Annotated in this window: 11 protein-coding genes; 7 read left to right on the top strand and 4 right to left on the bottom strand. The window is 53.6% G+C overall.

All coding sequences use genetic code 11. The features are described from left to right. Positions 1-419 precede the first annotated feature (419 nt). The 3 genes from AC0QHF_RS13635 to rd all read left to right on the top strand — a co-directional run bounded on the left by AC0QHF_RS13635 (position 420) and on the right by rd (position 2,242). Entirely contained in the window at positions 420-953 is a 534-nt protein-coding gene (locus AC0QHF_RS13635) for a Dps family protein (RefSeq protein WP_324704767.1), read from the top strand. Between the two features lie 139 nt (positions 954-1,092). Then, the gene (locus tag AC0QHF_RS13640) at positions 1,093-1,812 is read left to right on the top strand and encodes a rhomboid family intramembrane serine protease (protein ID WP_324704768.1); all 720 of its coding nucleotides are present in this window, start codon (positions 1,093-1,095) and stop codon (positions 1,810-1,812) included. A 205-nt stretch (positions 1,813-2,017) separates the two neighbouring features. After that, the gene (gene rd / locus AC0QHF_RS13645) at positions 2,018-2,242 is read left to right on the top strand and encodes a rubredoxin (protein ID WP_324704769.1); all 225 of its coding nucleotides are present in this window, start codon (positions 2,018-2,020) and stop codon (positions 2,240-2,242) included. Positions 2,243-2,311: 69 nt separating this feature from the next. Here rd and AC0QHF_RS13650 read toward each other — a convergent pair whose 3' ends face one another. Continuing rightward, positions 2,312-3,103, bottom strand: coding sequence for a DUF1206 domain-containing protein (locus tag AC0QHF_RS13650; protein ID WP_324704770.1), 792 nt, complete (start codon positions 3,101-3,103; stop codon positions 2,312-2,314). Positions 3,104-3,583: 480 nt separating this feature from the next. On the opposite strand from AC0QHF_RS13650, the gene AC0QHF_RS13655 reads away from it, so the two are divergent. Together AC0QHF_RS13655 and AC0QHF_RS13660 are read left to right on the top strand one after the other, a co-directional pair. Continuing rightward, positions 3,584-4,672 carry a hypothetical protein gene (locus AC0QHF_RS13655; RefSeq protein WP_324704771.1) on the top strand — a complete coding sequence of 363 codons (1,089 nt, stop codon included), beginning with the start codon at positions 3,584-3,586 and terminating at the stop codon, positions 4,670-4,672. Between the two features lie 122 nt (positions 4,673-4,794). Beyond that, the gene (locus AC0QHF_RS13660; RefSeq protein WP_324704772.1) at positions 4,795-4,983 is read left to right on the top strand and encodes a CsbD family protein; all 189 of its coding nucleotides are present in this window, start codon (positions 4,795-4,797) and stop codon (positions 4,981-4,983) included. Between the two features lie 325 nt (positions 4,984-5,308). Here AC0QHF_RS13660 and AC0QHF_RS13665 read toward each other — a convergent pair whose 3' ends face one another. The 3 genes from AC0QHF_RS13665 to AC0QHF_RS13675 all read right to left on the bottom strand — a co-directional run bounded on the left by AC0QHF_RS13665 (position 5,309) and on the right by AC0QHF_RS13675 (position 10,800). Beyond that, positions 5,309-6,985 carry an alpha-amylase family glycosyl hydrolase gene (locus AC0QHF_RS13665; RefSeq protein ID WP_324704777.1) on the bottom strand — a complete coding sequence of 559 codons (1,677 nt, stop codon included), beginning with the start codon at positions 6,983-6,985 and terminating at the stop codon, positions 5,309-5,311. 77 nt (positions 6,986-7,062) lie between these two features. After that, positions 7,063-10,170 (bottom strand): VIT1/CCC1 transporter family protein, encoded by a 3,108-nt coding sequence (locus tag AC0QHF_RS13670; protein ID WP_324704773.1) that lies wholly within the window; start codon positions 10,168-10,170, stop codon positions 7,063-7,065. A 243-nt stretch (positions 10,171-10,413) separates the two neighbouring features. Continuing rightward, positions 10,414-10,800: a phage holin family protein gene (locus tag AC0QHF_RS13675; protein ID WP_324704774.1), complete on the bottom strand. Its 387-nt coding sequence runs from the start codon at positions 10,798-10,800 to the stop codon at positions 10,414-10,416. A 191-nt stretch (positions 10,801-10,991) separates the two neighbouring features. Between AC0QHF_RS13675 and AC0QHF_RS13680 the strand changes: the two genes are divergently transcribed. Together AC0QHF_RS13680 and AC0QHF_RS13685 are read left to right on the top strand one after the other, a co-directional pair. Beyond that, the gene (locus AC0QHF_RS13680) at positions 10,992-11,165 is read left to right on the top strand and encodes a YqaE/Pmp3 family membrane protein (RefSeq protein WP_324704775.1); all 174 of its coding nucleotides are present in this window, start codon (positions 10,992-10,994) and stop codon (positions 11,163-11,165) included. A 199-nt stretch (positions 11,166-11,364) separates the two neighbouring features. Further along, complete coding sequence (locus AC0QHF_RS13685; protein ID WP_324704776.1) at positions 11,365-14,175, top strand: HEAT repeat domain-containing protein; 2,811 nt, start codon at positions 11,365-11,367, stop codon at positions 14,173-14,175. Positions 14,176-14,307 lie beyond the last annotated feature (132 nt).

A 14,307-nucleotide genomic window follows, 5' to 3' on the forward strand; every position in this document is an offset into this window, starting at 1 on the left:
GGAGGGAGCGGAGGGAGCGGAGGGAGCGGAGGGTGAGACATCCAGACCGCTTGGGAATCAATTCCCAAGCTAATAGCCAAAATCATCTAAAGATGATTGGGGAGTCTGCCTCCTCTGCCTCCTCTGCCTCCTCTGCCTCCTCTGCCTCCTCTGCCTCCTCTGCCTCCTCTGCCTCCTCTGCCCCCTCTGCCTCCTCTGCCTCCTGTGCCCCCCCTGCCTCCCCTGCCTCCTCCGCCTCCTCTGCCCCCCCTGCCTCCTCCGCCTCCTCTGCCTCCCCTGCCTCCCTGCCCCCCCTCCCCTCCCTTGTGACCTATTCCAAAAGGGCGACCTTCCCGGTGCAAGGTCACTCACCGGACAGATGCTTTCAGGTGGGTGACTTTGTTCTAATGAAAAAGGTGTCAACCGGGAATTTTTTAATTATGGCTACGTTAAATATTGGTTTAACAGAAGAACAACGTCAAAGTGTAATTGGACTATTAAATACGGACTTATCCGATTTGTACCTGTTGTTGGTCAAAACCAAAAAATACCACTGGGATGTGGTCGGCCCCCAGTTTAGAACGCTACATCAACTGTGGGAAGAACATTACGAAGCTTTGACTATCAACATCGACGAATGCGCCGAGCGGGTGCGGATGTTGGGCGGCTTTCCCGTCGGGACGGCCCAGGGATTTCTGAATTTGGCGACGATTCGGGAACATCCCGGCGACCTCCCCGACGCCAACGAAATGGTCCGCCGTCTGGTGACGGATCACGAACAAATTATCCGGAATTTGCGGGAACATATCGACCAGTGTTCGGACTCGTTCCACGATGAGGGGACGGCCGATTTCCTGACCGGTTTGATGGAACAGCACGAAGAAATGGCCTGGATGCTGCGCTCCTTTATCGAAGGGGAACGGGTCGAAAGTAGTGGCGATCGCAACAAAACTTCCGTCCCGGCTAACGCCTAGGTTGTCGGGCTTCTAGCCCCCTCCGGAGCAGCGCTAAAGGGCAACAACGCCCCGACAATTGTTGTTGGGCTTTAGCCCCTCCGGAGCAGCGCTAAAGGGCAACAACGAATTGTAATCGTTAATTCTAAATCATAACTGCATGGTCCCCCTCAGAGACGAAAATCCGACCCGCATCACGCCCGTCGTCACCTACGCGCTCATCATCGCCAACGTCCTCATATTTTTCTATGAATTGAGCCTCGACCCGGCTCAATTGAACGGTTTTTTCCACGTCTTCGCGGTCGTGCCGAAAGAGTTGACCGCCAGTTTTAACGGCGCCGATATCGGCCAGCCGGTGCCGGAGTCATTGACATTGATCACGGCCCAATTTCTCCACGCGGGTTTCATGCACCTGGGCTTTAATATGTTATTTTTGTGGATTTTCGGGAACAACATCGAGGAAGAGTTGGGGCGCGTCAAGTTCATTCTCTTTTATCTCGGCTGCGGCGTTTTGGCATCCCTGGCGCAGTGGTATTTTGCAATGGAATCGCCCGTGCCGTCCTTGGGGGCGAGCGGCGCGATCGCGGGGGTGATGGGGGCCTATATTCTCAAGTTTCCCAAGACGAAAATTATCACCCTTTTGCCGTTGGGTTTCTTTTTCTATACGGTCAGAATTCCCGCCCTATTTTTCCTCGGGTTCTGGTTCGTCCAACAGGCTTTCAACGGTATTTCGATGCTGCAAGTCCCGGCGAGTGTGGGAATGCAGAACGGCGGCGTCGCCTACTGGGCCCACGCCGGAGGCTTTATTTTCGGCGCCCTTTTGGGTCCGGCGTTGGGGTTGTTTTCGGACAACCGGGAGTCCGATTCTTATTCGGCTTGATGCGGATGCCAGTTCGCCCGCCCCGGCCCGGGTTGAGGGCGGAGTTTCCCACTCGTGCCGGCGGTCTGATTTTGATAAAAATTGGAAATTTGTCTCTATTCGACGGCATAGATAAGTGTAACTAAATCACCTCTGAGATAGATTTGCAGACGGTATTTTTTCTGTTAATTTGTTCACAGAATGAATCGATTTGGAGAACACGATAATGGAAAAATATAAATGTACTTCCTGTGATTATATTTACGATCCTGTTAAGGGCGATCCGGACTCCGGCATCGAACCCGGGACTCCGTTCGGTGCGATTCCCGACGATTGGAAGTGTCCCGTCTGCGGTGTCTCAAAATCCGAGTTTAAACCGATGAATGCGGGCGCGAGTAGCGAATATATCGGCAAACCTCCGGCGGAAGGAACCCAAGCGGGTCGCGCCTAAATCTCAATAAAGTTTTGTATTGAGGGATGGGTGAAAAGGGACTGAATGAATCAGTCCCTTTTTTTTGCATTAAGAAACTGCCGCCGCCCGAATCAGTCGGTATCTAGCCTGCACCCACATATAGATCCCGTAGGCGACCAAACCGGCGGCGACCAAAGCCAGGAGAAACTGTCCGTAAGTCTGCCGTGCGATCGAGTTCAACAAGCCGTCCAATCCCTCGACTTTGCTGGCGTCGGACTGATAGGCGGCTTGGAGTAAAAATATCCCCAACATTATAAAAACGAACCCTCTCGCGCTGATGCCGAATCGGCAAACGTTCACCACCTGACTTTGTTGATCCGCATCCAATTCGCGCAAATTTAAACGCTTGCGGAATTTGATTCGGTAGGCTTTGTAAATGCGATACAATCCCACCCCGATGATGACAATTCCGATCGCCCCGATTAACCACCGTCCGAAGGGTTGCGCCAGGATGCGGGCCGTCCAAGTCACCTTGGAATTTCCCCCGCCGCCGGAATTTCCGAAGGCCAAAAGTGCCGCGTTGAACGCCAACGCGCCGTAGATCAGACCGCTGATCGCGTAACCGATGCGCGTCACAATTCCTTTGGCGTCATTTCCCTTGCGATCCGGATCGGCGATCGCCTGGACGAAACGCCAGATCGTATATCCGATCAGGCCGACGGCGACCAATATCAATAGCAATTGTCCGAAGGGTTGGGCGGCGATGGTGTGGAGGGCACCTTTCGTATCCGTCGTTTTTCCTTTGGCGGTGAATGCCGCCAGAATTGCCAGCACTCCGATGAGGATATAAACTGCCCCTTTTGTCCCGTAGCCAAATCTGGCTAATCTCTGAAGCCACATGGATTATATTTCCTCGTTAATCGTGTCAAATTGAACCGGCGATCGCGGTTTTAGCTGTCTTGTTTGGGTGTAAATTTAAGGGTTTTGAAAGATAAGATCATGCTATCATTTTGAGATCTAAAGACTTCTATCTGGGGTGATAAACTGCCCAAATATCTGCCCGCAGGCAGAGATGATCGCGGCGGGAATTTTGGTTGTATAATATTGGGGTCAACCGTCAGATTGGATTGCGAACTGCGAGAACCGATGCGACGACTGAGATGGTGTCCCTACGGAGAAGGGATGGGTGTGTGTGGTGCCTGCGGGAAAGTTCAAAATAGACCGTGCCCGTGGGATGTATTCCGCCGCGGTCGAAATCATGATTCCGAGTCGAGGCCCCGGAAGCGATCGCCCGGACCCTCCGACCGCTGGCACGATCTCGACTGAGCGATCGCGAATTTTTTTCAATCCCCAAAAATTGACGCATTCAATAGAGAAAATATGACGAATTCATCTTCTGGCGACGATCGCGCCCCCCAATTTCCCGCTTTGGATTTGCCACTCCCGGCGGAGGTGGAACGGGCGATGGCGGGAGTCGTGGATACCGCGTCTGCAGAGGCGCTGAAATGGCTCGACTGCGTGGCGGAAGGGACCGGCGGCATGATGGAGGCGATCGCCCAAAATCCGTTTTTACAATGGCTCTCCCGGCGCTTCGGGACCGACTGGCTGATGGTGTTGCTCGGGGAAGTGAACGTGGCAGAAGCGGAGGCGAAAGTCGCCGCCCTCAAACAAAAATATCCCCGGGAAACCCCCAACCAAATCGCCCACCGCATCATGGTGGAAAAAGCCATTTCCGCGGCCGGAATCGGATTGGCGACGAACCTGATCCCCCCCATCGCCGCCGCCCTATTTGCGGTGGAACTCGCCACCACGGCGAGGCTGCAAGCCGAAACCATTTATCAAGTCGCGGCGGCCTACGGTCTAGACCTGAAATCCCCCGCCCGCCGGGGCGAAGTGTTGGCGATTTTCGGCCTGTCATTGGGGGGCTCGAACGCTTTGAAATTGGGGTTGAGCTGGGTGGAAATTATCCCCGGTTTGGGGGCGATCGTCGGCGCCTCTTCCAACGCGGTGATGCTGTACGCCCTCGGCTACGCGGCCTGTCGGTTTTACGAGGCGAAACTCGACCCGGAAGCGGCACCTCTAACAGCCGAAACCTTCCGGCAGGAAAACGAAGCCTACCTGGAAAATTTGGGACTTCAGAAAACGATCATGGAGCGAATTTTGGTCTGTCAAATTCGCGCCAGCTATCCCGATCGCACCCCCGCCGAACTGATATCAGAATTGCGAGATTCCCAACTGAGCGCCCAATCGATCGCGGCAATTTCCGACGACCTGGAACACGCCCAAACCCTCCCGGAACTCCTGGAACAGTTGCACGCAGACTTCGCGCCCCCGCTGCTGATTCAGTGCTACCACGTCGCCATCAGCGACGGCATCATCACGCCAGAAGAACGGCAGATTTTGGATGCGATCGCCACCCGATTCGACCTGGATTTGGAAAGCCTAAAACAGGCCGGGTTGCCGACCTGAAGTCTACCTTCTGACAGAGGTAGAGTAGGGATGAGGTCGCTAAACTGTAGGTAAGTGATAAATGGTAAATGAAATTTGAAGAATTTACATTTACACCGAAGACGCTATAACGCGGAGGATTTATGAGTCCGGACGGAAAAACCGAAGCGACGATGAAAAATCTGGAAGGGAAAGCCCAGGAAATGGTCGGCGAAGTGACCGGCGATCCCAAACAGAAAGCCGAAGGGCAAGCGAAGCAAACCGAAGCTGCTTTTCAACACTCGGTTGAGAACGTGAAAGAAGCCGCAAAAAAAGAAATTGAAAAACAATAGTTTTTTACGGCTTGAGATAGGCATATTTCCAACTCTAAAATTTGGGGTTGGATTTTTTGCATTAAAAACTAATAATTAATATTATGTCCGCTCAAACAGTTATGATTCCTGGGTGCCATCTTCTGAAGCCGCTTAAAACTTTTGCCTATTGCCTCTTGCCTGTTGCCTGTCCTCGAATGATTGTGTAAGTATTCAAACGGACTTGATATAACAACTAATCAAAGCCCCCAGGATTGGGGGTTTGGGGGCCGGACAATTTTACAAATGGTTCCAGATTGCTATATCGCAAAGGGGGGCGGTCAGACAAGCGGAGTTGATATCAATTTCAAGAATTGACAAACACCTGGGCTTCGTATTCGGGGAGATCGAGAACTAATTCATTGTTTCCCGTCTCGATTTCGTAATCCCGAGTCCACTCGTGCCAGGTGTCGCCTGCGGGGAAATTCGGGACGGCGTAACCGGCGAGATAATTGTCCGAAAAATTCGCCACCACCGCCACTCTCGAACCTTCGTCGTTCCAGCGGGTGTAGGCGAAAACCCAGCTTTCTTCATCCTCGTAGAAAAACTCGATATTTTCCGTGTAGAGGGCGTGAGTTTTGCGGCGGAGTTGAACCATTCCCCGGTAGTAGTCAAATAAACTCGAATTATTTTCATTTTTCAACAGCCGCCAGTCGAGTTTCGTCGGTTCGATGGTGTTGGGTTTGTACTCTCCGAATTCTTCCCCCATCCAAATCATCGGAATTCCCACCGCCGTCATCAATAAAACCGCCCCCAATTTCGCCCGCTTGAAGGCGGCATCGTGCAGAATTCCCCGTTCTCCGAGTTCCACCATCAACCGTTCGCGATCGTGGACGCTGATGTAATTGACCATGTTACTCGCCCCCAAATATCCCTGGCGGCGGCCGTCGAGACTATTTTTAAGTTCTTCCAAATCGAACTTTTCCCCGCACAAATGGGCGACGATGGTGCGGGAAAAACTTTCGTGCCAAGCCCCGTCCATCGGGCCGTCGTAGTTGGTGATACTGGGATTTTCTGGGATACATTCGGCGACATTGTAGAACGGTTTCATGCCCGCAAATTGCTTGGTTTTATCCACCATCCAATACATGAATTCGTAGTTATTTAACTGTTTGGCAGCATCGTAGCGGATGCCGTCGATGTGATATTCTTTGATCCAATATTCGGCATTGTCGCCGATGTATTGCCACGCGGGTTTGACGTTGAGATTGTCGTCATAATGTTCGTAGTCAAATTCCGGCCCCCAACTGTTATCGGGGTCGGTTGGGTTGGCACTAAACCAATAATTGTAGTCGATTTGTGTGAGGGGATGCTCCATTTCTGCGTGGTTGTAAATACAGTCAAAAAAGACTCGGATTCCCAATTTGTGACAGCAGTCGATCAGTTGTTTCAATTCCATCGTGGAACCGTAACTGGATTCGATCGCAAAAAAGTGGCGGGGGTTGTATCCCCAACTGTAATCCCCCGGATATTCGGAAACGGGCATCAATTCGATCGCATTAATTCCCAATTCATTCAGATAGTCCAACTTTTCGGTGACGTGTTTAAACTGTCCGCGAGAATCGGGGTCGTCTTCTCCCCCGGTGAAGTCGTGGACGTGGAGTTTGTAAATCACCAATTCGCGATCGCTCGGCAGCGGTTTATCGTCATATTTCCAAACGTAGGTATCGACGATTCTGCAGCCGTCCTGGATGCGTATCACCCCATTTTGCTCGGACGGTTCGACTTCGGTGGCGTAGGGGTCGATGATATCAACCCACTCGTCAAAGCCGATAAAATCGCTCTTCGATCGCACCCGAAATTTATAATGATAAGTCCCATCCTCCAAATCGACCTCGGCGCGAAAATACCCGCGATCGTCCTTCCCCATTGAAATTTCTTTCCAATCCGAAAAACTCCCCATCAAGGTCGCTTCTTTATTGTAAGGAGCAAATAGTTTTAATTCGATTTGATTAGCCATCAGTTTTACCGGTAAGAATCCCAGTCTATTTTTTGATTGCGTTTTTCGTCAGACCAAACCGAATCAAAATCCCCCGAAAATTCGGGGGATTGCCGGTCAGTTTAAATGGTCACGCCGATGGCGCCCGCACCCGCCGCGGCGATCGCGGAAACGAGGGCGGTCAAAAACAGCCACCAGGACGCGGCGGCGGCCGCCTTGCGCGTTTCTTCGGCTTGGTGGTGCGCCTCCTGCTGCACCCGCTCAAGCTGCAATTGAGCCTGTTTTTGCAACCGTTCGGCCCGCTGCAAAATCCGGTTGCGCGTGCGTTCGATCTGCTCGACGATGCGGTTGGCGTCCGCCTCGGAAATGTCGTCCCGGGAACTCAGCAGGGCGATCAAAGTATCGCGGTCGAACTGGGACAGGCGATCGCGCAGAGCCTCAAACCCGGCTTCCGGGTCGTCGAATAACGTGCGGATATCCTCCCGAATTCCCTCATAATTCAATTCGGGACGTTCCAAATCATTCAAGTAGTTGCGAATCCGATTGAGAATCCGGTCGATGATGGACTGAACCCAATGTTGGATACTTTCAATTTGGGCGATCGCCTCATCCCGCACCATCAAAATGCGATCGATAATGTGGTTGACTTCTTCCTCCGAAAGATCCTCACGCTGGGAGAGCAACTGCACCAACGTATCGCGATCGATCGCGGCCAGTCGCCACTTCAAATTCTCCATTCCCCCGCGCGGATCTTGGAGCAACAATTTCACGTCGCGGCGGATGCCGTCCGGGTTGAGTTCTTCGCGGTCGGTACTCCACAAATAATCCGCCAGGGACTCCTGGAAATTCTGCACTTTTTCCTGAGTCCGCAGCGCCATCCGCCGGGGCGTCCTGGCGATGGTCCGCAGGGTGAAGAACACTTCGTCGATAATTTGGTTGACCTCCCGTTCGGACAGGTCGTCCCGCTGGGAGAGCAACTGCACCAGCGTCTCCCGGTCCATCATCGCCAGACGGCGCCAGATCGCCCGCCCCCCGGTTTCCGGCTCTTTGAGCAGCAGCATCAGGTCCCGGCGGATGCCCTCGGGGTTCAACTCCGGTTGTCCGGTATTTCGCAGGTAATCCGCGATCGCCGACGTGGCGCGGTCGTACTGCTGCTGTGCCTGCTGCGAGAGACGTTCGGGGGCACTGCGGACCTTCATCCAGGAGCGTTCCACCGAGTCGATCGCATCTTCGATCTGTTCCTCGCTGAGATCCTGTCGCTGGCCCAACAGTTGCACCAGCGTCTGGCGATCAAACCGGGACGCCCGCGCCCGCAGCGCCTTAGCCCCCGCCTGGGGGTCATCGAGCAGCAGCTTCAGTTCCCGAGAAATCGCGTTGGGGTTGAGTTCTTCCCGCCCGGTATTTTTCAGGTACGCCTGCACCCGAGACCACTGGGCCTCAGCCTTCACCTTCGCCGCCTCGTCCCGCTCGTAGGATTCTTGCAAAACGCGATCGCGGGCTTTTTCCAATTCCGTGGCGATGGTGGCGATTTCCGTGACGCCCAGATCGCCCCGCCGTTGCAGCATCAACTCCAAGGTCTGGCGGTCCAGGGAGGCCAGGCGCCGTTGCAGCGTGGCGTGATCGTCCGCCTCGGTATCGGCCAAAATCGGCTCGAAATGCAGGTGGATGCTCTCGGGACTCAACCCCGCCGGGGAAGCCGTGAACAGGTAGCGGTCTACCTCCGCCATCAGTTCGATCTCCCGCTCCCGCTCTTCCGCCGCCCGGGCCACCGCCAGGGCCTCCAGGCGGATGCCGTCCATCAGCAGCGAAAGGGTGCGGACGCGATCGCGGGTGAACAGTCCCTTTCGATTCAGTAAGTCGGCGAAATCGGTGCGATCGAGCCGTTCCAGGGCTTCCACCACCGCCCCCGGTTCCGCCTGGGGGTCGAACAGCAAATCGCGGAATTCCACCTCCAAATTGGGCGATCGCAACTGCCAGGGGTAGGCGTTGAGGATATAATTTTCCACGTCCCGTCGCACGGTATTTTCGGGTTCTTCCTCTTCCCCGCCGCCGAACTGGAGCGCGAGTTTGTTGCCCTGTTCTCCCGCCTGAGATTTCAGCCGTTTGAGTTGGCCGACGATCTGCTCCACGTCCATGTCCGAGAGGTCGGTGCGGCCCATCACGATTCCCATCAAACTGTGCATTCCCTGGGTTAAAGCGTGGGAAACCGGCCCCGGAGTTTGGGAGCGGCGGCGTTTCCGCATTTCCTCGATCACCGCGTCCAATTTATCGGTAAATTCTCGCCCCAGCAGGCCTTCCCGGGAGGCGGATTTCAGGTAGTCGGTGAACTCCGAAATGCGATCGCGTTCCGGGAGGCGATCGGTCGCCCGATTCCAGGATTTTTCCAATTCTTTGGCGATGCGATCGACTTCGCGACGGGATAAATCCGTGCGATCGGCCAGCAAGTCCGCGAACATCTGACGGCTGATTTCGGGAAGGTTTTCTTTGGAGAGATCTTGCAGGTCGCGATCGCTGAGAATGTGCTCGATTTCCGAGCGGATCTCGCCCAAATTCAACTGGGGCGGCTTCAGGGATTCGATGTAATCTTCCACCCGTTCCCGGATGCCCATCGGATCGATCCCCGCCGTCAATTCCTTGCGAACCGCGGCCGTGGCGGCTTCTGCAGTGGAGACGACTTGGCGTTGGGCTGTCTTCGCCCCGAAGGCGGCAACCGCTGTTCCAAATAGGGCTTGAAATCCCGAAGTCGCGGTATTCACCACCGACCCGATCAGCGATCCGACGGTGGTGGAACTCACCCAAACCAGCAGGGAAAAATAGGTTGCCCAGATCACCAAACCGACGATCGCCCCCGCCAAAATGGAGACGAACAGCGTCAATTTGACAGCCAGCAAACTGGCGAAAAAGATGGCGATCGTCACGCTAATTAACGTCCCCAAGCCCAGCGTGAAGCCAATTTTTCGGATCGTACTCCCGACACCGGAATCCTGGGAATTGTGCTTGGAATTCGACGACGATCCCCCCGCCATCGATATCCCGGTCGCCACCCCCAAATTCGTCAGCAGCAGTTGGAAAGCGAACGCCAACACCACCCCGGAAATCAGGGCGGTGAAAAACTGCGGCCCGCTGACAAAAATGGCGGTCTCGTCCGCAGCGTCTATCTGCGGTTCCACCAAAATCTGAGCCAGCCAGTGACAATGATCTGTAAAATTTATTCCATCCGACAATATCATTTTGAATTGTGTCCTAATTCTGAGATTTTCTCTAATTTCGTATATCCTGCGGATAGCCTCAGTGTCTCCGTTATCGTTCCCACCGTCCATCCCCCCAAAGTCTGAAGTTGAACGGGGGGGAATTCGGCTGACTCTACCCGGAGATAGATGCGACGGGGGGACGACACGGGGAAAATTAATATTTTCGAGAAAGGGTGAAATTTTCCAGTCCGCGATCGCACTTTCCCCCGCCCTCGTCCGACATCAGGATTCGTCCGCCGAAGGGTTGGCAGCAGACATTTGGGGATATTTTTCCGCCAAATAGCGGCTTAAAAATGTGTTGACCGCCGACAGCAGGATCGGCCCCAAAAAGAACGACAGCGGACCGCTGACTTTAAATCCCGGAACTGCCACCGATGCCAGCAGGAAACAAACGCCGTTGACGACCAGAGAAAATGCCCCCAAACTCAATACATTCAGCGGCAAGGCAAAAAATTCTAGCACCGGTTTCACGATCGCATTGATCGCACCGATGGCTACCGCCGCGATCAAAGCCGCCGGAAAGGTCGCCAAATCCACCCCCGGCAAAATAATATCGACCACCAGCAAACTCAAAGCCGTCCCCAGCAGGGTCAAAGCTGTTACGATCATAAGTTTTTATTCCATTACTTTTGTTGTCAAAGGGTCGAGAATATCCCGCCTGTGCCGCATTTTAGAACTTTTTTCGCTCCATTTCATCTGCTATTCGACTTATATGGGGGCGACAAAAATCCATCTCCAGATAGAGGGATTGAAGTCGAAATTGAGAGAAATATAGAGCCAGACTGAAAACGAAATTTATTATGAAACTGCTGCGAATTATCCTGGGAATCTTGATTCCCCCCCTCGGCGTTTTTTTGACCGTGGGCTTGAGTTCCGCATTTTGGATCAACATTCTGCTGACATTACTCGCATGGCTGCCGGGGGCGATCCATGCAGTTTGGGTGATTACAAAATTCGACCGGACGGCCTACTAAATTATCAAAACAATCGATCAAGTTGTCGGGCTTGAGTCCCGGCGCTAAAGCGCAACAACAATCCCCCCCTCGTTGTTGGGCTTTAGCCCCGCTACACGGCATCAAAAAAGGCGCTCAAGCGCAACAACGGAAGGTCGGATTGGCTTTGATCGACTCGATATTCTATAATCAAATTGAGCCGAGCCGCCCCCATTTGCCGATGCCGCGCCCCAGTTACGGCCCCGAAACGAAAAAGCGAACCCGGCAGCTTCTGACGTTGCTGTTGGACTATGGCAATGGCGACATAGACGGGGACGAAAACGAACTCGATCGCCTGCGTGCGAACATCAAAACCGCCTGGAAAAGCGATCGCCAACTGATCATCCGAACCAAAATCAGATTTTTGGTATCCCTATCAAAAATAGCCGACATTCCCCTCACCGCCGCCCACATCAAAGAATCCCTCGCCCGCCTCGAAGATTTTTTGGGCATTTTGGAGGATCACCGCCCGTCCCGACAGGGTTCGGAAACCTGGCATTTTAGTATTAATTTCTGGTATAATAGGAGCGATCGCGACGCCATTTTAAACCGCTTTGAAAGCGAGTGGGAACGCCGCAAATCCCCCCCATCCCAACCCACCGAAACGGGCGATAATCGCTGGTGGAATTTCTGTCGCGAAAACCTGGAAGCCCAGCGAATCAGACGGCTGACGACAAATCCCCTGACGGTGGGGGACGGGATCGCCTTTGAATTGAACGAAATTTACCTTCCCGTCGGTTTGGTGGAACGCCCCCGCCGGGAACGCCGCGATCTCGATTTAGAAGCCGATCGCGGCTCGGAATTTTACGAACCGGAAGCGGACCAAAACGCCATTTCTCCCGAACAATTTTTACGGCAGTGTTTGCAGGCGAAATTACCGCAACGGATCGCGATCGTCGGGGAACCGGGGGCGGGAAAAACCACCCTTTTGCAACGGATGGCGATCGCACTATTGGAAAATCAGTTACTTCCGATTTGGGTTTCCCTTGCAGATTTGTCAGAAACCGCTCTCGAATCCCACCTATTAAATGATTGGTTAAAAGTCATCATTCATCAAGTCTCCGTACCCCCCGAATTGAAGTCCGAATTCGCCGCCCAATTTAACTCCGGGCGGGTGTGGCTGCTGCTGGATGGAGTCGATGAAATTGCGGGAGACGGGTTGAGTGCGATCGCCCGCCAGTTGCGGGGTTGGCTTGCCGACGCCCACATCCTCCTCACCTGCCGCCTCAACATTTGGGACGGCGGACGAAATCCCCTCGAAGACTTCACCGCCTATCGAAATTTGCCGTTCAAAGAAACCGATCGCTTCATCCGAGGCTGGTTTCAATCCGATCCAAAATTGGGCGATCGCCTCTGTCGGGAATTGCAGAAACCGGAACGCAGCCGCATCCGGGACGCGGTAAAAAATCCCCTGCGGCTGGCGTTGCTGTGTCGCTGCTGGGGGCTGATGTCGGGCAACCTCCCCGCCACCAAAGCCGCCCTCTACCGACAATTCACCCGGGCGATTTACCAGTGGAAGTGCGATCGCTTCCCCACCACTCCGATTCAACAATATCACCTTGATCGCGGTTTGGCAGAATTGGCGAAACGGGCGTTATGTCGCGATCAAAATAAATTTCGGTTTGATACTTCCTTAATTTCCACCGTTTTTCAAAACGAAGATATCGAATTGTTGGCTCTCGCCCTGCAACTGGGATGGCTGAATCAAGTCGGCGTTTCCCCCGTAACGGGAGAACCAATTTACGCCTTCTATCATCCCACATTTCAGGAATATTTTGCCGCCCAAGCAATTGCAGACTGGCGTTTTTTCCTCACCCCCGCCCCCTCCCGCCGCCCGATTTTTTCTCCCCACTGGCGGGAAGCGATCGTCCTATGGTTGGGGCGAACCGATATCGCCGCTTCCGATAAGGAAGCATTCATGGAGGCATTGATCGAATTCGAGGACAACTGCGGCGGATTCTATCGATATTTCGCCTATTTTCTGGCGGCGGACGGGTTGGCGGAGTTTCCCGAATGCAGTCGCCGGGATGACATCATCAGCCAATTACTCAAATGGCGATGCGGCGAATATTGCCGAGAATCCCAGCAGTGGAAAACCTATCCTTCCCCGATATTGGAGGAGGCAAAATTGGCTGTATTCAGAACCGATCGCGACAGTGCGATCGCCGGTTTGGAACAGTTATTAGATCATCTACCAAATCCTTCCATTCGCTGGCAAATCGCCCGCAGTTTGGGCAAAAATTTCGATCCGGGAAATCACAAAGCGATCGCGACTTTATTGGAATTGTTGAAAACCGCCCCCAACGATTCCATCCGGTTGGAAGTCGCCCACAGCTTGGGTGTGGTGAGTCCCCGCCACCCGCAAGCGATCGCCACTTTAACCGAGATGATTTCCACCACGAATCGCGATCGCGTCCGCCGAAAAATTGCCTACCGCCTCGGCAAAATCGATCCGAATAATGAAGTCGCGATCGCCACTTTAGTCCGCCTCATCAAATCCGGTTCGACACCGGGCGATCGGGCGATGGAAGACTTGCAAAAAATCGCCCCGGAACATCCCCTATCGAAACAGAAAATAGCCGTCAAATCGTCTCTCCAAAAATCCCGAAAACAACCGACGGAAAATCCCGAAAATCAACGGCGGGCGATGGCTGCCTTAGAACGACGAATTTCCGAAACCCAGGACTTGACAAAATTGACAAAATATGCGATATCATTACTACAGCTAAAACCCGATCATCCCGACGCGATCGCCATCGTGTTGCGGAGTTTAAAAGACAGGCGATCGGGAGTCGCCAAACGCATCGTTTCCAAACTCAAAGATATTTTGACGGACGATCAACTCCCCGAAGTTGTCACCGCATTAAAACCATATGGAATTGAGGTAGAAGGGGGCGATCGATCTGCCGATGCCCTGGAAATTTACAAACTGCTGTGGCACTGTGCCCGGCAACTTCCCCTGGAACAATTTTATCACGCTTGGAACCGATAAGCGCATTCAGTAATCAGATAGCGGTTTTCGATCGCGTCAAATCCGGACGATCCCCCTATAGCGCTGCGCGCGGGTGTAGGGTGTAGGGTGTAGGGTGTAGGGGCTAGAAATCGCCAAGACACATGGAAGTTT

The organism is Lyngbya sp. CCY1209 (genome assembly GCF_055795065.1).

Excerpts from the sequence above, each read along its gene's own strand:
- AC0QHF_RS13650 (WP_324704770.1), bottom strand. The coding sequence starts at position 3,103 with ATGTGGCTTCAGAGATTAGCCAGATTTGGCTACGGGACAAAAGGGGCA.
- AC0QHF_RS13685 (WP_324704776.1), top strand. The coding sequence starts at position 11,365 with ATGCCGCGCCCCAGTTACGGCCCCGAAACGAAAAAGCGAACCCGGCAG.
- AC0QHF_RS13635 (WP_324704767.1), top strand. The coding sequence starts at position 420 with ATGGCTACGTTAAATATTGGTTTAACAGAAGAACAACGTCAAAGTGTA.
- AC0QHF_RS13680 (WP_324704775.1), top strand. The coding sequence starts at position 10,992 with ATGAAACTGCTGCGAATTATCCTGGGAATCTTGATTCCCCCCCTCGGC.
- rd (WP_324704769.1), top strand. The coding sequence starts at position 2,018 with ATGGAAAAATATAAATGTACTTCCTGTGATTATATTTACGATCCTGTT.
- AC0QHF_RS13655 (WP_324704771.1), top strand. The coding sequence starts at position 3,584 with ATGACGAATTCATCTTCTGGCGACGATCGCGCCCCCCAATTTCCCGCT.
- AC0QHF_RS13640 (WP_324704768.1), top strand. The coding sequence starts at position 1,093 with ATGGTCCCCCTCAGAGACGAAAATCCGACCCGCATCACGCCCGTCGTC.
- AC0QHF_RS13675 (WP_324704774.1), bottom strand. The coding sequence starts at position 10,800 with ATGATCGTAACAGCTTTGACCCTGCTGGGGACGGCTTTGAGTTTGCTG.
- AC0QHF_RS13670 (WP_324704773.1), bottom strand. The coding sequence starts at position 10,170 with ATGATATTGTCGGATGGAATAAATTTTACAGATCATTGTCACTGGCTG.
- AC0QHF_RS13660 (WP_324704772.1), top strand. The coding sequence starts at position 4,795 with ATGAGTCCGGACGGAAAAACCGAAGCGACGATGAAAAATCTGGAAGGG.